The following is a 20,112-nucleotide window of genomic DNA, read 5'->3' as shown; positions in this document are numbered from 1 at the left end:
CCGCGTCAGGGAATGGCGTGGCGCTTCTCTCTTATGCGAGTACACCTTGTGAGCACAGCTAAGACTGACCGCTACGGCGCAGCCTTGCCCGGCGTTTCACCGCGCGCCATGCGCCGACTGCTGGCGGGCCTGGCGCTGAGCCTGGGCACCGCGGCGCTGAACGGCGACGCCCTGGCCGACGACAGCGCCGGTTCTTTCGACCCGCAAACCCTGTCCCAGCGCGGCATCGACCCGCAACTGGCCAACCTGCTGTTGCAGGCCCCGCGCTTCACCGCAGGGCGTCACGCCCTCAACCTCAACGTCAACGGCCAGCGGCGTGGCCGAGTGGACGTGGTGTTCGACGACCAGGGCGCGCTGTGCTTCAACCAGGCGCTGCTAAACGCGGGCAACTTGCGCGTGCCAGACGCCAACGCCGACTGCCACGGATTTCTCGACGCCTACCCGCAAACGGTCATCAAACAAGATCCGGCCAGCCTCAGCCTGTCGCTGGTGGTGCCCACCGATGCGCTGCGCCCGGCGATGCAGGACGTGTCCGGCTACCAGACCGGCGGGTTTGCCGGGCTGCTCAACTACGACCTCACCGGCCTGTACAACGAATACGGCGACGACAACAGCCGCTTCGGCTCGGCCAACACCGAGGTGGGCTTCAATGCCGGTGACTGGATCGTGCGCAGCCGCCAGGTGCGCACCTGGCAGGACAAGGTCTCGCGCACCACCCACCTGGACGCCTACGCCCAACGCACATTTGCCGAACAACAGGCGGTGTTCCAGGCGGGTCAGCTCAATCTCTACAACCCGGTGCTGGCCGGCGCGCAAATCACCGGTGCCCAGGTGCTGACCGAAACCGCGCTGCAGGACCAGAACCAGGGCGCGACCATCACCGGCATCGCCAACAGCCCGGCCCAGGTGGAAGTGCGCCAGAACGGCACGCTGATTCATTCCACCGTGGTGCCCGCCGGGCCGTTTTCGCTGACGGACGTGCGACGCCTCAACGGACGTTCGGATGTGGAAGTCACGATCAGGGAAACCACAGGTGAAGAACGCCGCTTCACGGTGCCCGCCGCCATGCTCGGCCTGGGTTTGCCGGCGCCGGGCTATTCGGTGGCCGCTGGCCGTGTGCGCAAGGTGGGTCGCGGTGAAGGCGCCGAACCCTGGGTGGTCAGCGGCGGCTGGAGCGGCGCGCTGCATCCGCAGATCACGATTGGCGCCGGTGTACTGGCCGCTGAAGATTACCGCGCCAGCGGCCTGAACCTGGGATGGCTGCCGTGGCAGGACAGCCAGTTTCAAGTCTCGACCCAGCTCGCCCAGGCCACTCGCCAGGGTAACGAACGCGGCGTGCAAACCGATTTTTCGTGGTCCCAGCGCGTGTCCGAACGCTGGTCGATCACCACCGCCGGTTCCTGGCGCAGCCTGGGTTACCGCGACCTGGAAGACTCCACTTACACCACCACGACCCGTGAACAACAACGCTCACGCTACCGCGACCAGCAAAGCGCCACAGCGTCCTGGTCGCACCCGCTGCTGGGCGCGTTCAGTGCCGGGGTCTCGCGGTCTTCCAACTTTACCGGCGACAGCAGCAGCCGCGCATTGGCGTCGTGGGGCATCAGCGTTGGCCGCGTGTCGGTGTCGGCCAGCGCCGAGTGGCAAGTCGGCGGGCGCCAGCAGAGCGATGACAGCGTGTACGTGAACATCAGCGTGCCATTGGGCGAAAACCGCAGGGCCCGTGCCTGGACCCGTAATGCCGGCGGCGAACAGCGCATCGGCGCCGGGCTCAACGAACAGCTCAACGACCAGTTGAGCTACCGCGTGGGGGTGGAGCGCGACAGTCGCGACCGCGAGGTGGAATCGTCCCTCGGCGTCTCGGCGCTGCCCTATTACAGCCAGCTGGACTTCAACTACACGCGCAACAACGCCGAGCGCTCCAGCTATCAGGGCGGCGCACGCGGTGGCGTGGTGCTGCACGGCGACGGCCTGACCTTTTCGCCTTACCCGGTGCGCGAAACCTTCGCGCTGATGTCGGTGGGCGATATGGCCGGCATCAAGGTCAGCACCCCCAGCGGCCCGGTGTGGACCGACTGGCAGGGCCAGGCCGTGGTGCCGCAACTGAGCGCGTATGGACGCAGCCCGGTGGAGGTGCAAACCCGTTCGCTGCCGCGCAATGCCGACATCAGCAATGGTCTGGCGGTGCTGTCCGCCGGGCGCGGCGCGGTGGATAAAGTCGAGTTCGGCGTGGCACTGACGCGCCGCGCGTTGCTCACCGTCAGCACCGCTGACGGCCGTCCGCTTGCGCGGGGAGCGGCCGTGAGTACCGACGACGGCGAATTCGTGACCCTGGTGCAGGAAGGCAGCCAGGTATTCCTGCCCGATGTACTCAACCGTCGCCCGCTGTGGATCAGCGCGCCGGGCCAGGCCCGCTGCCGCCTGGACTTCGCACTGCCCGAACGCGGCGACCCCGAGGTGTATTACGAAACCGCAGACGCGCGGTGCCAACCATGAGGACTCTCACCATGGGCATGAAACCTGCCTTGCTCGCCCTCGCCCTTCTGCAGGCTGCCAATGCCTGGGGCGCCGATGAGTGCCAGTTGCACCTGAGCGAACCGAGGGTGGATTTCGGCCAGATGAACCGCGCGCTCGCCCTCACGCCAGCCACCGAGCGTTCGTTGGGCGAACGGCGTTTGGGCCTGACCCTGAACTGTCCCAACCCCACCGACATGAGCCTGTTCTATCGCGCCATGGCAGCAGACCTTGAGCGCTTCGCGTTTACCCCTCGCGGCAGTTACAGCCTGCAGGTGAGCGATGCGCTGCTCGACGGTCAAGGCGTGGAATTGGGCCTGCTCGCCGGCAGCGGCCAGCCCCCGGTCCAGACCGCGACAAGCCTGCGCTGGCGTCCGGAACACGGCATCGTGCCGCTACGCGCCGGGGTAGCCGCGGGGGGTCGCAGCCTGTCAGTGCAGATCCAGATCAGCGCCTGGGCCAGCGAAGCAGCCTCGCAGGTCAACGACGCTGTCACCTGGGACACTCAAGGCGTGTTCGACGCAATCAACGCCGGCCGCTCGCGGGAACTGCGCCTGCAGGCACGCTTCGCCCCGGCGGCCTGCACGCCGAGCCTGTCCGGGGGCGGCACGGTGGACTTCGGCAAACTCTCGGTGATGGACCTGAACATGGACAAGGAGACCGCGCTGCCCGCACGTCCCTTGATCGTCAGCGTCGCCTGCGATGCGCCCAGCGCCTTCACCCTGCGCCTGGGGGACAACCGCCTCGGCTCGGCCACGGGGCCCGCGGACGACACTCTCTTCGGCCTGGGCCTGGACGCCCGGCAAAACAGGATTGGCCGCTACCGCCTGATATTCGATCCCACGCGCACCACCGCCGACAGCTGGCCGCAGCTGTATCGCACCGACTCGGCCACGGGCACCTCGGCCTGGAGCAGCGCCAGCGCCCTTCCCTTGGCGATAGGCGCCAGCCGTTACCTGGGTTTCAGCACCAGCGCCGGCAGTACCAGCGGCCCCGTGCCGATCAAACAACTCAGCGCCACTGCGAGCCTGGAAGCGGTGATCGCACCGCTGGGTTCCCTGGACCTGGGCAGCGAGGTGCAGCTGGATGGCGCGGCCACCCTCGAACTTCACTACCCCTAGGAGCACCGCCATGAACCCCCTGCTATTTGCTGTATTGCCTTTGCTGGCAGGCACCGCGCACGCCGCCTCCACGGTCGACCTGAGCGTCAAGGGCCTGATTACGCCGATGGCGTGCACGCCGTTGCTGTCGAGCGGCGGGCACGTGGACTTCGGCAAGATCTCGCGCAACGACCTCAACGAGGAGGTCGGCACGCGTCTGCCCCTCAAGTCCCTGACCCTGACGGTCAGCTGCAATGCCCCCGGCCGCTTCGCCCTGCGCATGCGCGATAACCGCGACGGCACGGCCCACGTCAACAGCGAAATTTTCTACGGCCTGGGGTTGGACACCAGCGGTAACAAGATCGGTGTGTACTCGGTGAGCGTTGACCCGAAACAAACCGTCGTCGACGACATGAGCGTGGTGTACGGCACCGAGTCCACCACCGGCGGGGTCGCCTGGCGCACCGCCAACCTCAACCCCATCGACATTGGCTCACGCAGCCTCTTGGGGTTCACCGACCTGATGGGCAGCGTAGCCGGGCCGTCGGCCATCCGCAGCCTGACCAGCACGCTGACACTGGAAGCCACGCTTAACGCGCGCAAAAACCTCGATCTGAGCGTGGAGACGCTGATGGACGGGTCGGCCACTCTTGAAGTGGTTTACCTGTAGTTTCAGCGCCGCGCGCTGCCGGCACCCACGTACAGCGCGCGGCCGGCGCCGAGGCCTGCGATGATGGCGGCCACGCCGATCACGCCAAACACCCAGCCGACCGCACTCCAGCCGCCGGTGACGTCGTGGATCACACCCACGGCCAACGGCCCCATTGACGCCAGGGTGTAGCCGATACCCTGGGCCATGCCCGACAAGCTGGCCGCCACGTGGGCGTCCCGCGAGCGCAACACGATCAGGGTCAGCGCCAGACTGAACGTACCGCCCTGCCCCAGGCCGAGCAAAACCGCCCAGCCCCAGAGGCCGTCGATCGGCGCGTACAGGCAGCCGAACAGCCCGCCGAGCGTCATGACCATCACCACCACAATTGCCAGGCGCTGATCCTTGCCACGCGTGGCCAGCCACGGCGCGGTCAGTGCACTGAGCAGTTGCACAATGATGGAACCGGACAGCGCCAAACCCGCGTCTGTGGCGCTCAGGCCCCGCCCCATCAGGATCGATGGCATCCAGCCAAACACGATGTACGACAGCGACGATTGCAGGCCCATGTACAAGGTCACTTGCCAGGCCAGCGGATCGCGCAGCAGGCCCTTGACCCGCGCGGTGACCTGGTGGGTCGCGTGTTTGCGCCGGGCCTGAGGCAGCCAGCACAACGCTGCGAACAGCGCCGGCAGCATCCAGAACCCCAGACCGAGCGACCAGTCGTCTGCAAAGTAATGGCTCAACGGCACCGTCGCCCCCGCCGCCAACGCCGCGCCGAGGCACAGCGCCATGGTGTACACGCCGGTCATCGCGCCGGCCTGCCTGGCGAAGTCGCGCTTGACGATGCCCGGCAACAACACGCCGATAACGCCGATGCTCGCCCCGGCGAGCAGGCTGCCACTAAACAGGCCCACTTCACCGAACGCACTGCGCAGGGTGATACCGGCGGCCAGCATCAGCAAAACGCCCAGCACCACGCGCTCGGCGCCAAACCGCCGCGCCAGGATCGGCGCCAGCGGCGCGAACAGGCCCAGGCACAACACCGGCAAGGTGGTCAGCAACCCGGCCCGAGCCGCCGATAACCCAAGGCTATCGGACACCTGGCTGAGCAGCGGTGCGAGGCTCGACAATGCCGGGCGCAGATTCAGCGCCACCAGGATCAGGCCCAGCAGCAACAGCCACGGGCGAGTCACAGGCGCAGGCGCCTGTTGCACCGCATCGTCGTCGGCTTCGGCGTCAATCAGGAGTGCTTCCAGGTCGGGCGTGCGTTGGGCTTGAGGGCTCATGGATCAACTGTAGGAAAAGAAAAAACAAGGTCTGACAGGTGCGTGGCGCAAATGACCGAGCAACTGGCGAATAGCCCTACAGCCTACAGGCAAAAATAAACCCGGCACCAGGCCGGGTTTATTCATTCAACCATCGATCAATGCAGAATCTGGCTCAAGAACAACTTGGTCCGATCGTTCTGCGGGTTGTCGAAGAAGTCGTTCGGCGCCGCCTGTTCCACGATTTCGCCCTTGTCCATGAAGATCACGCGGTTGGCCACGGTGCGCGCAAAACCCATTTCGTGGGTTACGCACAACATGGTCATGCCGTCTTCGGCCAGGCCGATCATGGTGTCCAGCACCTCTTTGACCATTTCCGGGTCGAGAGCCGAGGTCGGTTCGTCGAACAGCATGATCTTGGGTTTCATGCACAGCGCGCGGGCAATCGCCACACGCTGTTGCTGGCCGCCGGACAGTTGCCCCGGAAACTTGTGCGCCTGCTCCGGAATACGCACGCGCTCCAGGTAGTGCATGGCGATTTCCTCGGCCTTGCGCTTGGGCATCTTGCGCACCCACATCGGCGCCAGCGTGCAGTTCTGCAGGATGGTCAGATGCGGGAACAGGTTGAAGTGCTGGAACACCATGCCCACTTCACGGCGGATCGCTTCGATCTGCTTGAGGTCGTTGGTCAGTTCCACGCCATCGACCACGATGCGGCCCTGCTGGTGCTCTTCCAGACGGTTGAGGCAGCGGATGGTGGTGGACTTGCCCGAACCCGACGGACCGCACAGCACGATACGCTCGCCCTGTTTGACGTTGAGGTTGATGTCTTTCAACACGTGGAACTGGCCGTACCACTTGTTGACGCCCTGCATCTGGATAATGCCTTCAGGACTCACAGGCTGTTTGATCGCTTCGCTCATCACATCAACTCCTAACGCTTGTGGCCTGTGTCGAGCTTGTGTTCCAAATGAATGGAATAGCGCGACATACCAAAACAGAAAATCCAGAACACCAGGGCGGCGAACACGTAGCCCTCAGTGGCCATACCCAACCATTTCGGGTCGGCGGCAGCTTGCTTGACGCTGTTGAGCAGGTCGAACAGGCCGATGATGATCACAAGGCTGGTGTCCTTGAACAACGCGATAAACGTGTTGACGATGCCGGGAATCACCATCTTCAGGGCTTGCGGCAAAATCACCAGGCCCATGCTGCGCCAGTAACCCAGGCCCATCGCCGCAGCGGCTTCATACTGACCTTTAGGGATCGCTTGCAGACCGCCGCGCACCACCTCGGCCACGTAGGCCGACTGGAACAGGATCACGCCGATCAATGCCCGCAGCAGCTTGTCGATGCCCATGCCTTCAGGCAAAAACAACGGCAGCATCACCGAGGACATGAACAGCACCGTGATCAACGGCACGCCGCGCCAGAATTCGATGAAGGTCACGCAGACCACCCGAATCGCCGGCATGTTCGAGCGTCGGCCCAAGGCCAGCACGATGCCCAGCGGCAACGCGCCAGCAATGCCGACGGTGGCGATCACCAGGGTCAGCATCAGGCCGCCCCATTGGCTGGTTGCCACGTTGGTCAGGCCGAAAGCGCCGCCGTGCAGCAGGAAGAACGCGATGATCGGGTACAGCACCAGAAAGCCCAGGCCGTAGATCGCCTTGCGCGGAAAACGCGAGATGAACAACGGCGCCACGCCAACGATGGCCAGCCACACGGTGAGGTCCACACGCCAGCGCAGGTCGCCCGGGTAGTAGCCATACATGAACTGCCCGAAGCGCTGTTGGATGAACACCCAGCAGGCGCCCTCCTTTGTGCAATCGGCGCGAGTCGTACCCACCCAGTTGGCGTCAAGGATGGCCCAGTTCAGGATCGGCGGGACCACCAGATAGATCAGGTAAAACGCCAACAGGGTCAGCAGGGTATTGAGCCAGCTGGAGAACAGGTTGGCGCGCATCCATGCCATCGGCCCGAAGACTTTGTTCGGCGGCGGCATATCAGGTTTGAACGTATGCGAACTCATGCAGGTTTCCTCACCGCTCGATCAGCGCAATGCGCTTGTTGTACCAGTTCATCAGCAGGGAAATGCTGATGCTGATCGCCAGGTACACGCTCATGGTGATGGCAATGACTTCAATCGCCTGGCCAGTCTGGTTGAGTACCGTGCCGGCAAACAGCGAAACCATTTCCGGGTAACCGATTCCGGCGGCCAGTGACGAGTTTTTCGCCAGGTTCAGGTATTGGCTGGTCAGCGGCGGAATGATCACCCGCAGCGCCTGCGGAATGATGACCTTGCGCAGCGTCGGCCCAGGGCGCAGGCCCAGGGAGCGGGCGGCTTCGGTCTGGCCGTGGCTGACGGACTTGATGCCCGACCGCACGATCTCGGCGATGAACGCCGCCGTATAGACCGTCAGCGCCAACGTCAGCGCCAGCAGTTCGGGGATCAATACCCAGCCGCCAACGAAGTTGAAGCCTTGCAGTTTTGGCATTTCCCAGTGCAGCGGCGCGCCGAAGATCAAGGCGCACAACGCCGGGATCACGATGAACAGCGCAAGGCCGGCCCAGAACTTGTGGAACGGTACGCCCGTGGCCTCGAAGCGCTTGTTGGCCCAGCGCGCCATCAACACGATAGCAACGATGGCGAGCACCACACTGATCACGAACGGCCAGAACCCGTCGGCGGCCAGCGCCGCCGGCATGTTCAGGCCCCGGCTGCTGACGAAGAAGGTATCGCCGAAGTTATGGCTGTTGCGCGGCCCCGGCATGGTCAGGAACACCGCGAAGTACCAGAACAGGATCTGCAGCAACGGCGGGATGTTGCGGAACACTTCCACATACACCGTCGCCAGCTTGTTGATCATCCAGTTGGGCGACAGGCGCGCCACGCCGATGATGAAACCCAGCAGGGTCGCCAGGACCACACCGATCACAGTCACCAGCAAGGTGTTGAGCAAGCCGATCACAAACACCCGGGCATAGCTGTCCGATTCGGTGTAGTCGATCAGGTGCTGCGCGATGCCGAAGCCGGCACTGCGCTCAAGAAAGTCGAACCCCGAGGTGATGCCCCGGTGCTGAAGGTTGGTCTGGGTATTGTTGAAGAGGTACCAGCCCAGGGAGACCACCGCCACAATCGTGATGATCTGGAAGAGCCACGCACGCACTTTGGGATCGCTGAAGCTGAGCTTCTGCTTGGGTGCGCCGATTTGATTTTGCATGAAGTGCCCCGAAAAGAATGGAACAGAACATCACCCGGCGGTTGGCCCACCGGGTGACAGAACCATCAGCGATCAGCGCACAGGGGGCGCGTACTGGATACCGCCGTTGTTCCACAGTGCGTTCAGGCCGCGGTCGATTTCCAGCGGGGTGCTCTTGCCCAGGTTGCGCTCGAACACTTCGCCGTAGTTACCGACTTGCTTGACGATCTGCACGACCCAGTCTTTCTTCACTTTCAAGTCTTTGCCGTATTCGCCGTCGGCACCGAGCAGACGTGCAACGTCCGGGTTCTTGGTGGACTTGGCTTCAGCTTCAACGTTCTTCGAGGTGATGCCGGCTTCTTCAGCGTTGAGCATGGCGTAGCCAACCCAGCGCACGATGGCCAGCCACTCGTCGTCGCCGTTACGCACGACCGGGCCCAGCGGCTCCTTGGAAATGGTTTCCGGCAGAACCACGTAGTCCTTCGGCGAGGCCAGCTTGCTGCGCTGGGCGAACAGTTGGGACTTGTCGGAGGTCAGCACGTCGCAACGCCCGGATTCCAGCGACTTGGCGCTTTCATCGGAGGTGTCGAAGGTGATCGGGGTGTATTTCAGACCGTTGCCACGGAAGTAGTCGGAAACGTTCAGCTCGGTGGTGGTACCGGCCTGGATGCAGATGGTTGCACCGTCCAGTTCCTTGGCACTTTTAACGCCCAGCTTGTTGTTTACCAGAAAGCCGATGCCGTCGTAGTAGGTGATGAAGCCCGGGAATTTCAGGCCCATGCCCGCGTCGCGAGAGCTGGTCATGGTGGTGTTGCGCGACAGAATGTCCACTTCGCCCGATTGCAGCGCGGTGAAACGCTCCTTGGCATTCAACTGGCTGAACTTGACCTTGGTCGCGTCGCCAAACACGGCGGCGGCTACAGCACGGCAAACGTCAGCATCGATCCCGAGGATCTTGCCGCTGGCATCCGGTACCGAGAAACCCGGCAGGCCGTCACTCACGCCACATTGCACAAAGCCTTTCTTCTGCACGGCGTCCAGGGTGGCGCCGGCTTGGGCAAAACCACTGACACCCAATACAGCGGCCGCGGTCACGATGGCCAGGGTGGATTTCAATACCTTCATTCAAACCTCCAGTTTTGCTCTTGTTGTGTCGGAGCTCGAACCCCACCGCACCCTTTTGAGGCGACTTTGACCCGTGTTGGCTTTTTTTGGGGTCAAACGGTTTGAGGCTGTCGCTATAAGTCCAGTTGCTATCCCACAAGCGGCGTCACTGATAGTGTTACCGACGTGGAAGAGACCTGACATCGCTGTGTGCATAGCAAGCGCCGTACCAGAGTGACGACTGAGTCGATTCAGCACACGGTCAAGAGCAAAAGATTCAACCTTGCGACACTTTATTAACAAATCCACCCGTTACGCACCGTTCCGACGCACTCAATCGGAGCGCTCGCACATTTATGGAGCAGACATGACCGACCCCTTGATTCTTCAGCCCGCCAAGCCCGCAGACGCCTGCGTTATCTGGCTGCATGGCCTGGGCGCTGATCGCTACGACTTCATGCCGGTGGCCGAAGCGCTGCAGGAAACCCTGCTGTCGACCCGCTTTGTCCTGCCCCAGGCACCGACCCGTGCGGTGACGATCAACGGCGGTTACGCGATGCCCAGTTGGTACGACATCAAGGCCATGAGCCCGGCGCGCTCGATCAGCCTTGAAGAGCTGGACGCGTCCACGCACATGGTCACGGACCTCATCGAAGCGCAGAAGAGAACCGGAATAGACGCCTCGCGGATTTTTCTCGCAGGGTTTTCCCAGGGCGGCGCGGTGGTTTTTCACACCGCGTATCTGAACTGGCAGGGGCCGCTGGGTGGCGTGATCGCCCTCTCTACCTATGCGCCCACTTTCGACAATGAGCTGCAATTGTCTGCCAGCCAGCAGCGCATTCCGGCGCTGTGCCTGCACGGTCAGCACGATGAGGTGGTGCAGAACGCGATGGGCCGCAGCGCCTTCGAGCATTTAAAGAGCCGTGGTGTCACCGTGACATGGCAGGAATACCCAATGGGCCACGAAGTGTTACCTCAGGAGATCCACGACATCGGCGCCTGGTTGCTCGCACGACTGAGCTGAAACCGGCGTTTATGTAGCCGTATGACAGACGCACTACGCCGCGCCCGATTCTTGCATTACACTGGCCGGCGTACATTCCTTAACCCATTTAATGAGATCACCGTGCTCAAAGCACTCAAGAAGATGTTCGGCAAAAGCGAGGCTGAGCCGCTCGCGCCAGTTGCCAGTGCGCCTGCCCCTGCCGCCCCCCGCCGCACCGAGGCTCAGCAGCCAGCGCGTAGCGCACCGGCTGCCCGGCCGCCTGAACCTGCCGCACCGGTGGAACCCGTCGCCGCTGCCAGGCCACCTCGCGAACGTGCGCCCAAGCCCAAACCGGTAGTGATCCCCTGGAAACTCGAAGACTTCGTCGTCGAGCCCCAGGAAGGCAAGACCCGCTTCCACGACTTCAAGCTCGCTCCGGAACTGATGCACGCCATCCAGGACCTGGGCTTCCCGTACTGCACGCCGATCCAGGCACAAGTGCTGGGCTTTACCCTCGCCGGCAAGGACGCCATAGGCCGCGCCCAGACAGGCACCGGCAAGACCGCCGCGTTCCTCATTTCGATCATCACCCAGCTGTTGCAAACGCCGCCGCCCAAAGAACGCTACATGGGTGAACCGCGCGCGCTGATCATCGCCCCCACCCGCGAGCTGGTGGTGCAGATCGCCAAGGACGCCGCCGACCTGACCAAGTACACCGGCCTCAATGTCATGACGTTCGTGGGCGGCATGGACTTCGACAAGCAGCTCAAGCACCTCGAAGCGCGCCACTGCGACATCCTTGTGGCCACTCCAGGACGCCTGCTCGACTTCAACCAGCGCGGCGACGTGCACCTGGACATGGTCGAAGTGATGGTGCTGGACGAAGCCGACCGTATGCTCGACATGGGCTTCATCCCGCAAGTGCGGCAGATCATTCGCCAGACTCCGCCGAAAAACGAGCGCCAGACCCTGCTGTTCTCCGCGACCTTCACCGAAGACGTGATGAACCTCGCCAAGCAGTGGACCACTGACCCGTCCATCGTCGAGATCGAGGCGCTGAACGTCGCCAGCGAAAACGTCGAGCAGCACATCTACGCCGTGGCCGGTGCCGACAAGTACAAGCTGCTCTACAACCTGATCAACGACAACGGTTGGGAGCGCGTGATGGTGTTCGCCAACCGCAAGGATGAAGTGCGCCGCATCGAAGAGCGCCTGGTGCGCGATGGCGTCAACGCCGCGCAACTGTCGGGCGACGTGCCACAACACAAGCGCATCAAGACCCTGGAAGGCTTCCGCGAAGGCAAGATTCGCGTGCTGGTGGCCACCGATGTGGCCGGGCGCGGGATTCACATCGACGGCATCAGCCACGTGATCAACTTCACCCTGCCGGAAGTGCCGGACGACTACGTGCACCGCATTGGCCGAACCGGTCGTGCGGGTGCCGCAGGCGTGTCGATCAGCTTTGCCGGGGAAGACGACTCGTATCAGTTGCCGTCGATCGAAACGCTGCTGGGGCGCAAGATCAGCTGTGAAACGCCGTCGACGCATCTGTTGCGAGCCGTCGAGCGCAAGCGCCCTTAAGCCTTGGAATGCAGTCAAAAATGTGGGAGCGGGCTTGCTCGCGAATGCGGTCTGTCAGTTAAAAATGTACTGACTGATCTACCGCTTTCGCGAGCAAGCCCGCTCCCACATTTAGATATCCATTGACCTTGAACCATTTACTTCCAGCGATCAGCTGCCGCGTGATCACTGCTGCGCCCTTCCACCCAGCGTGGCCCGTCCGGCGTGTTTTCCTTCTTCCAGAATGGCGCCCGGGTCTTCAGGTAATCCATCACAAACGCACAGGCATCGAACGCGGCCTGGCGATGGGCACTGGCGGCCGCGACAAACACAATCGGCTCGCCCGGCTCCAGCGCGCCAATGCGGTGCAGCACTTCCAGCTTGAGCAACGGCCAGCGCTGCTCGGCCTCCACGGCGATTTTGGCCAGGGCCTTTTCGGTCATGCCGGGATAGTGCTCGAGAAACATCCCCGACACGTCGCGCCCATCATTGAAGTCGCGCACATAGCCGACAAAACTGACCACCGCGCCCACACCGGCATTGGCCGCGTGCATCGCATTGACTTCGGCGCCCGGATCAAAGGCGTTGGCCTGCACACGAATCGCCATGTTCAGCCTCCCGTCACGGGGGGGAAAAACGCCACTTCATCACCGGCCTGCACGGGCTCGTCCAGCGAGCAGAGCTCTTCGTTGCGCGCACACATCAGACTGGACTCATTGAGCACTGCAAACTCCGGGTCACTGGCCAACGCCAGGCGCACTGCATCGACGGTGGCGAAATCACCTTCCATCTCCAGCGAATCAAAGCCCACCGCTTCGGCGTAGCGCGCAAAAAACAGCACGTTGATACTCATTGCTCCTCCGCCTTGAAGTACCCGCTCTTGCCACCGAGCTTTTCCAGCAGGCGCACACTTTCGATGGTCATGCCGCGATCCACGGCCTTGCACATGTCGTAGATCGTCAACGCCGCGACACTCGCGGCGGTCAACGCTTCCATCTCCACGCCGGTCTGCCCGGAGAGCTTGCAGCGCGCCACGATCAGCACCGCGTCCGCACCTTCGGCGCTGAGTTCGACCTTGACGCCGGTGAGCATCAGCGGGTGGCACAAGGGGATCAAGTCACTGGTTTTTTTCGCCGCCTGGATCCCGGCGATGCGGGCCACGGCGAACACGTCGCCCTTGGGGTGGGCGCCGTTGACAATCATTTGCAGGGTGGCCGGCAGCATGCGCACCCGCGCTTGGGCCACCGCCTCACGGAACGTCACGGACTTGTCGGTGACGTCGACCATATGGGCGCGACCTTGGGAATCGAGATGAGTCAGCACAGCGTTACTCCTGAACAGGAGCACCGATTGTAAACCTTACACACAATAAATGTGGGAGCCGGCTTGTGTGGGAGCTGGCTTGCCTGCGATGCAGGCACCTCGGTGGATCAGGGAAACCGAGGTGTTGCTATCGCAGGCAAGCCAGCTCCCACAAAAAGCCAGCTCCCACATTGACCGCGTTTATAGGTGAGATTCGGCGTATTCCGCCAGAATCGACCGTGGTACCCCTTGCAGCGCAATATGCACGCCGTTCGGGAAGTCCTTGAAACGTTCCGTCAGGTAAGTCAGCCCGGAGCTGGTCGCGGACAGGTAAGGGGTGTCGATCTGTGCCAGGTTGCCCAGGCACACCACTTTGGAACCGGCGCCGGCACGGGTGATGATGGTTTTCATCTGATGCGGCGTGAGGTTCTGGCATTCATCGATCAGGATCAGGCTTTGCTGGAAGCTGCGACCTCGAATGTAGTTGAGGGATTTGAACTGCAACGGCACTTTGCTGAGGATGTAGTCGACGCTGCCATGGGTGTTTTCATCATCCATGTGCAAGGCTTCGAGGTTGTCGGTGATCGCCCCCAGCCACGGCTCCATTTTTTCCGCCTCGGTGCCGGGCAGAAAGCCGATCTCCTGGTCCAGGCCCTGCACACTGCGGGTCGCGATAATGCGGCGATAGCGCTTGGTGACCATCGTCTGTTCAATGGCCGCCGCCAGGGCGAGGATTGTTTTGCCCGAGCCCGCGGCGCCGGTCAGGTTGACCAGGTGGATGTCCGGGTCGAGCAACGCATACAGCGCCAGGCTCTGGTAGATGTCACGCGGTTTCAGGCCCCAGGCTTCCTGGTGCAACAGGGGCTCTTGATGCAGGTCGAGGATCAGCAGCTTGTCGACCTGGATCTCTTTGATCCAGCCCACAAAGCCCTGCTCGTCGACGATGAATTCGTTGATGTGCACGGAGGGCAGATTGTCGATCAACTGCACCTGGTGCCAGGTACGGCCATGATCCTGACGGGTCTCGACCTTGGCGACCAGGTCCCAGAACGAGCCCGGCACCGTGTGATACCCGCGCGAGAGCATCGAGACGTCGTCGACCAGTTGATCGGTGCTGTAATCCTCGGCCGCGATCCCGCATGCACGGGCCTTGAGGCGCATATTGATGTCTTTGGTCACCAGCACCAGACGCAGGTCCTTGTCGCGCGCGTGCAGGTCGATCAATTGATTGATGATCTTGTTGTCGTTGAGGTTTTCCGGCAGCAGGCTGTTGGGCTCGCCGCGTTTGCTCATCAGGATCGACAGCAGGCCCTTGGGTCCGCTTTTGCCACGCTGGATCGGCACGCCCACTTCAACGTCTTCAGGCGAAGCCTCGCCCAGCGTCTTGTCGATCAGGCGAATGGCCTGGCGGCATTCGGCGGCCACGCTGTGGTGCCCGCTTTTGAGTTTGTCGAGTTCCTCAAGCACGATCATGGGGATGGCGACGTGATGTTCTTCGAAGTTAAGCAGTGCGTTTGGATCGTGGATCAGTACGTTGGTATCAAGCACATAAAGGATTGGCTGGTCGGAAGAAGGGTTACGTCCATGATCATCCATACTCGGTCACCTTTGTGGGAGCCATTCGACGCAATACCTGAGCGGTGCTGCGCCTCGATTCGACCACCGCACACACCTGAGTGACGTCAAGTGCATTGCCCACAGGAGGAGTCTTGGAAGACGCCACCTGTGTTGCAGGGTTCGGCGGTCTGACTTCGTAATACCGCAAAACCCATGACAGAAAAAAGCACTTTGACGTTTTTTTGAAGTTTATTTTTCAGGATGACGAATAGCACTAGCCGAGTGCCACCTACCCCGCTAAAGTCGGAAGTCAGCCTGCCTTGAAATGCTTTGAAAAATCGCCCCAAAAACGCCTGATCCCCAACAGGGCCGGGCACTTGCGCTTTTCAGCGAAACGCCTCCCGACAGTCCTGCCAGCCCAGCCCGCTCTGCGCCGTTTCATGCAGCAACATCGGCAATGCCAGCCGCGCCCGGTCCTGGGTGTCGTGGAATACGATCACGCCTTTGCGCCATAACAGCATCAGGGTGAGCACCCGCTGCGCCGACTCATCGGCCTTGAGCTTGCCCGGCTCGTCCTGGGAATCGATATCCCACAACGCCACCTGCAAACCCTGTGACTGGAAAAACCCCTGGCTGTCGGCACGGCGCTGCCCATAGGGCGGCCGGAACTGCGGCACATAGTTTTCCGGCATCAGGTTCTGCGCCAGCGTGGCACTGCGGGTGATGGAGCTTTGCCAGTCAACCCAGTGGCTGTGGGAGCGGTACTGCCAACCCTGAGTCCCCACGCACTGCCCCTGATACAACGCCTGCACGTCGCTGGCCGAGCTGCGCTCCACACGGGTTTGCAGACTGCTGCCGAGCACGAAGAAGGTTGCGTTCATTTTCTGTTTGCGCAGGTAGTCGGCAAGCCAGTCGGTATTGCCGCCGACCGCAGCCGGCCCGCCATCGAAGGTGAGCAGGAACACGCGGTCGTTGAACTCGTCGCCGTTGCGTTCATGGTCGCCGAAGCGCGCAACTTCGCTGCTGATCTGCGGGAACAGGGCCGCCTTGCGCAGCAGCTCGTCCAGGTAACGCTCATGGAAGGCATGGCTCGGGGCGGCCCACCCTATATAGAAGGAGTCTTCGCTGAGCTCAAGCTTGCCGGCCTGCTCGCGCAGGTCGTCCATGCTCTCCACCAGGTAGCAGAACGAGGCATCTTCCTCGCAGCTCTGCTGGGCGAAGATGTAGTTTGCCAGCAGGCGCTTCCACAGTTGGCGGCGCAGGTCGTCGATGGCGGCCAGGTTGATGATCTTCAAGCCCAGGCGCTGTTTGAGCGAGGGTTCGTCAAGGGACTCGCTGGCCAGCAGGCTGCGGGAGAACATCAGGATTTCGGCGCGTGAGGCTACGTCGAACAGCGCCGGGCTGCCGAGCTTTTCGGGCCAGGTGCCGCGGTCCAGGCTGGCAACGTCAGCGGGGGCGGCTTGGGCGTTCAGGCATAGCAGGCATGCAGACAATAAAAGTGCTAATCGCACAGGGGGACTCCCTTCCTGAATGGTTGGGCACTATAGCTGATCGACTCGTGGGATTGGGGTGGGCAGGGCGCTTGAGATCAAGATCAAAAGCCAGAGCAAAAGCAGTGTGATATCCATCAGACAAGTGGAGATCCAAATGTGGGAGGGGGCTTGCTCCCGATGAGCTAGGTCAGTCAGCTTATTTGTAGCTGACCCACTGCTATCGGGAGCAAGCCCCCTCCCACATTTTGATAGCGTTCGGCAAACCATTCCGGTCGGCTTTAAGGCAGTCGCGCTCTTGATCTTGATCTGGGGCGCGCCGCAAGGGCGCAGCCCATATCAGCCATTACCGCAGCAACGGATATACCCCCAATCCCCTCAACCCCCTACAATCCTCCCAACGACTATAGGAGCCAACCCATGCTGACGGTCATTTCCCCCGCCAAAACCCTGGACTTCGAATCCCCCCCGGCCACCCAGCGATTCACGCAGCCGCAATACCTGGACCACTCCCAGGAGCTGATCGAGCAATTACGCGACCTGACCCCAGCGCAAATCAGCGAATTGATGCACGTCTCCGACAAGATCGGCGGTCTCAACGCCGCGCGCTTCGGCAGCTGGACGCCCTCCTTCACCCCCGAAAACGCCAAGCAGGCGCTGCTTGCGTTCAAGGGCGACGTCTACACCGGTCTCAACGCCGACACCTTGAGCGACGCCGATTTCAGCTACGCCCAGGACCACCTGCGCATGCTTTCAGGCCTCTACGGCCTGCTGCGTCCGCTCGACCTGATGATGCCGTACCGCCTGGAAATGGGCACTAAACTCGCCAACGCCCGTGGCAAGGACCTGTACGCTTTCTGGGGCACGCGCATCAGCGAGTGGCTCAACGAAGCGCTGGCCGCACAAGGTGATGACGTGCTGCTCAACCTGGCTTCCAACGAATACTTCTCTGCGGTCAAACGCACGGCTTTGAACGCCCGCATCATCAATACCGAGTTCAAGGACCTGAAGAACGGCCAGTACAAAATCATCAGCTTCTACGCGAAAAAAGCACGGGGCATGATGAGCCGCTTTGTCATCGAAGAACGCATCAACGATCCGGCCAAACTCAAGCAGTTCGAGATGCAGGGTTATCGCTTCAATGCGCAGCAGTCCAAGCCGGACACGCTGGTGTTCCTGCGCGATCATGCACCGGAATAAAGCCTGACACACATTGAGCGCTCAAAGACGGGAGCGGGTACCTTCCCGCCCTCCTCCCGCATCTCCCGCAGCAAAACGCCGTCTTTTTGACGTCAAAAAAAATTCACATGAAATCCTGAAAAATCTTTCACTCGACATTCGTCGATTTTTTTCGCAGTGGCACCCATTTTCCAAAACACTAGTGGCAAAAAACCATCTCCGCGCACCATCTCCCCACAATTACTGGCTTAAATAGCAAGTGCTATCAATATAATACCAGTGCCATCTTTTCTAATATTTCAAGAAATTTCCAGAAACAGGATGAGCGGCCAGGAACTTCATCTCAAAGCACCGCTCATACCACCGGTAACGAAATTCTATGTTTCTGTAGGAGATGACTTACATGGCAGACCAACGGAAGTAGCGAAGTTGTCTTAATAACTTTCGCTCAGGGGTCAGAATACCAACCCACTAGTTAAGAGCGGCGATAAGGATGCATTGCCACACACTATAAGGCCAAGGCCGAGCTTCCCCTGATGGGTCAGTGATACAACCCAAGCCATTGATAATTAAAGGCTTATAGCCACTATCAAGGTCTTGCGGCACTGGCGCCACGTCCTTCTCCCAGGAAGGCTGGCTGCATTTGAGGGCAAGCCCCAATAACAAGGCCACGTTGCGCACAACTTGAGTGCAATAGTTAGTCACTCGTTATTCAACATGCCTGCATGCGGCAAGTCGGCGTCTATTCGCCTAACTTTCGCGGCATTAGTGACGCTTGCAAACATGAACTCCGGCCATCCAATGGCAATGATTTAAATACAGAGGTAATTGCGATGCGCATCAGCATATTTGGTTTGGGTTACGTTGGCGCAGTCTGTGCCGGTTGCCTGTCTGCCCGTGGCCACGACGTGGTTGGCGTAGACATTTCCAAGGACAAGATCGACCTGATCAACGCTGGCAAATCGCCCATCGTTGAGCCTGGTCTGGGCGAGCTGTTGAGCCAGGGTATCCAAACCGGCCGACTGCGTGGCACCACCAACTTCGCCGAAGCGATTCGTGACACCGACCTGTCGATGATCTGCGTCGGCACGCCAAGCAAGAAAAACGGCGATCTGGAACTGGATTACATCGAAGCCGTGTGCCGTGAAATCGGTCTTGTGCTGCGTGACAAGACCACCCGTCATACCGTGGTGGTGCGCAGCACCGTATTGCCAGGCACCGTGGCCAATGTGGTTATCCCGATCCTGGAAGACTGCTCCGGCAAAAAGGCCGGTGTCGACTTCGGCGTCGCGGTCAACCCGGAATTCCTGCGTGAATCCACTGCCATCGCCGACTACGACCTGCCGCCGATGACCGTCATTGGCGAGTTCGACAAAGCCTCCGGCGATGTTCTGCAATCGCTGTACGAAGAGCTCGACGCACCGATCATCCGCAAGGACATCGCCGTTGCCGAAATGATCAAGTACACCTGCAACGTGTGGCACGCCACCAAAGTGACCTTCGCCAACGAGATCGGCAACATCGCCAAGGCCGTCGGTGTCGACGGTCGCGAAGTGATGGAAGTGGTGTGCCAGGACAAGACCCTCAACCTGTCCCAGTACTACATGCGCCCGGGCTTCGCGTTCGGCGGCTCGTGCCTGCCAAAGGACGTGCGCGCCCTGACGTACCGCGCAGGTTCCCTGGACGTGGAAGCGCCGCTGCTCAACTCGCTGATGCGCAGCAACGAATCCCAGGTGCAGAACGCTTTCGACATCGTTTCCAGCCACGACAAGCGCAAAGTCGCCCTGCTGGGCCTGAGCTTCAAGGCCGGCACCGACGACCTGCGTGAAAGCCCGCTGGTGGAGCTGGCCGAAATGCTGATCGGCAAGGGCTATGACCTGAGCATCTACGACAGCAACGTCGAGTACGCCCGTGTTCACGGTGCGAACAAGGACTACATCGAAGGCAAGATCCCGCACGTGTCGTCCCTGCTCAACTCGGACTTCGACGATGTGATCAACAACTCCGACGTGATCATTCTCGGCAATCGCGACGAGAAATTCCGCGCGCTGGCGCAGAACGCACCGCACGGCAAGCAAGTGATCGACCTGGTGGGCTTTATGTCCAAGGCGACCTGCACGACAGGTCGTACCGAAGGCATTTGCTGGTAACAGCAACGGCAAGTTCCGCGCTGCACCTGTCCTGCTCCCCCAGCAGGTGCA

At 61.4% G+C, this 20,112-nt stretch carries 17 protein-coding genes; 7 read left to right on the top strand and 10 right to left on the bottom strand.

Annotated elements, in window-relative coordinates; all coding sequences use genetic code 11:
• The first annotated feature begins 108 nt into the window (after positions 1-108).
• From H045_RS01775 to H045_RS01765, 3 genes are read left to right on the top strand one after another with little or no spacing between them, the layout of a single operon-like run.
• The gene (locus H045_RS01775; protein WP_015371226.1) at positions 109-2,496 is read left to right on the top strand and encodes a fimbria/pilus outer membrane usher protein; all 2,388 of its coding nucleotides are present in this window, start codon (positions 109-111) and stop codon (positions 2,494-2,496) included.
• An 11-nt stretch (positions 2,497-2,507) separates the two neighbouring features.
• Positions 2,508-3,635, top strand: a complete 1,128-nt coding sequence (locus H045_RS01770) for a DUF1120 domain-containing protein (protein WP_015371225.1) — start codon at positions 2,508-2,510, stop codon at positions 3,633-3,635.
• A 10-nt stretch (positions 3,636-3,645) separates the two neighbouring features.
• Positions 3,646-4,284, top strand: coding sequence for a DUF1120 domain-containing protein (locus H045_RS01765; RefSeq protein WP_015371224.1), 639 nt, complete (start codon positions 3,646-3,648; stop codon positions 4,282-4,284).
• Between the two features lie 2 nt (positions 4,285-4,286).
• Here H045_RS01765 and H045_RS01760 read toward each other — a convergent pair whose 3' ends face one another.
• The 5 genes from H045_RS01760 to H045_RS01740 form a co-directional block, all read right to left on the bottom strand.
• The gene (locus H045_RS01760) at positions 4,287-5,552 is read right to left on the bottom strand and encodes a CynX/NimT family MFS transporter (protein ID WP_015371223.1); all 1,266 of its coding nucleotides are present in this window, start codon (positions 5,550-5,552) and stop codon (positions 4,287-4,289) included.
• A 137-nt stretch (positions 5,553-5,689) separates the two neighbouring features.
• Entirely contained in the window at positions 5,690-6,454 is a 765-nt protein-coding gene (locus tag H045_RS01755) for an amino acid ABC transporter ATP-binding protein (protein WP_003171943.1), read from the bottom strand.
• Between the two features lie 11 nt (positions 6,455-6,465).
• On the bottom strand, positions 6,466-7,563 hold the full coding sequence (locus tag H045_RS01750; protein WP_004371888.1) for an amino acid ABC transporter permease: 1,098 nt from the start codon (positions 7,561-7,563) through the stop codon (positions 6,466-6,468).
• Between the two features lie 10 nt (positions 7,564-7,573).
• Complete coding sequence (locus tag H045_RS01745; RefSeq protein WP_004371890.1) at positions 7,574-8,755, bottom strand: amino acid ABC transporter permease; 1,182 nt, start codon at positions 8,753-8,755, stop codon at positions 7,574-7,576.
• Between the two features lie 72 nt (positions 8,756-8,827).
• Entirely contained in the window at positions 8,828-9,859 is a 1,032-nt protein-coding gene (locus H045_RS01740; protein ID WP_004371891.1) for an amino acid ABC transporter substrate-binding protein, read from the bottom strand.
• A gap of 346 nt (positions 9,860-10,205) precedes the next feature.
• Between H045_RS01740 and H045_RS01735 the strand changes: the two genes are divergently transcribed.
• Complete coding sequence (locus H045_RS01735) at positions 10,206-10,862, top strand: alpha/beta hydrolase (protein ID WP_004371893.1); 657 nt, start codon at positions 10,206-10,208, stop codon at positions 10,860-10,862.
• A gap of 96 nt (positions 10,863-10,958) precedes the next feature.
• The gene (gene rhlB, locus H045_RS01730; RefSeq protein WP_169895156.1) at positions 10,959-12,404 is read left to right on the top strand and encodes an ATP-dependent RNA helicase RhlB; all 1,446 of its coding nucleotides are present in this window, start codon (positions 10,959-10,961) and stop codon (positions 12,402-12,404) included.
• A 137-nt stretch (positions 12,405-12,541) separates the two neighbouring features.
• Here rhlB and moaE read toward each other — a convergent pair whose 3' ends face one another.
• The 5 genes from moaE to H045_RS01705 form a co-directional block, all read right to left on the bottom strand.
• Positions 12,542-12,991, bottom strand: a complete 450-nt coding sequence (gene moaE, locus H045_RS01725) for a molybdopterin synthase catalytic subunit MoaE (RefSeq protein ID WP_015371222.1) — start codon at positions 12,989-12,991, stop codon at positions 12,542-12,544.
• 2 nt (positions 12,992-12,993) lie between these two features.
• Complete coding sequence (gene moaD, locus H045_RS01720; protein WP_004371898.1) at positions 12,994-13,236, bottom strand: molybdopterin converting factor subunit 1; 243 nt, start codon at positions 13,234-13,236, stop codon at positions 12,994-12,996.
• Complete coding sequence (gene moaC / locus H045_RS01715; protein ID WP_015371221.1) at positions 13,233-13,706, bottom strand: cyclic pyranopterin monophosphate synthase MoaC; 474 nt, start codon at positions 13,704-13,706, stop codon at positions 13,233-13,235. The genes moaD and moaC overlap by 4 nt, the downstream gene beginning before the upstream one ends.
• A gap of 180 nt (positions 13,707-13,886) precedes the next feature.
• A complete protein-coding gene (locus tag H045_RS01710; protein WP_004371901.1) occupies positions 13,887-15,281 on the bottom strand; it encodes a PhoH family protein in 1,395 nt (464 codons plus the stop codon).
• 347 nt (positions 15,282-15,628) lie between these two features.
• Positions 15,629-16,753 carry a polysaccharide deacetylase family protein gene (locus tag H045_RS01705; RefSeq protein ID WP_032870564.1) on the bottom strand — a complete coding sequence of 375 codons (1,125 nt, stop codon included), beginning with the start codon at positions 16,751-16,753 and terminating at the stop codon, positions 15,629-15,631.
• Positions 16,754-17,152: 399 nt separating this feature from the next.
• Here H045_RS01705 and yaaA point away from each other — a divergent pair, with 399 nt between their 5' ends.
• Together yaaA and H045_RS01695 are read left to right on the top strand one after the other, a co-directional pair.
• Complete coding sequence (yaaA, locus tag H045_RS01700) at positions 17,153-17,932, top strand: peroxide stress protein YaaA (RefSeq protein WP_015371220.1); 780 nt, start codon at positions 17,153-17,155, stop codon at positions 17,930-17,932.
• Positions 17,933-18,744: 812 nt separating this feature from the next.
• Positions 18,745-20,061 (top strand): nucleotide sugar dehydrogenase, encoded by a 1,317-nt coding sequence (locus H045_RS01695; RefSeq protein WP_004371908.1) that lies wholly within the window; start codon positions 18,745-18,747, stop codon positions 20,059-20,061.
• Positions 20,062-20,112: the final 51 nt, after the last annotated feature.

The sequence above is a fragment of the Pseudomonas poae RE*1-1-14 genome (assembly GCF_000336465.1).
GTDB lineage: Bacteria > Pseudomonadota > Gammaproteobacteria > Pseudomonadales > Pseudomonadaceae > Aquipseudomonas > Aquipseudomonas poae.
This window is presented reverse-complemented; position numbering and strand designations above follow the sequence as displayed.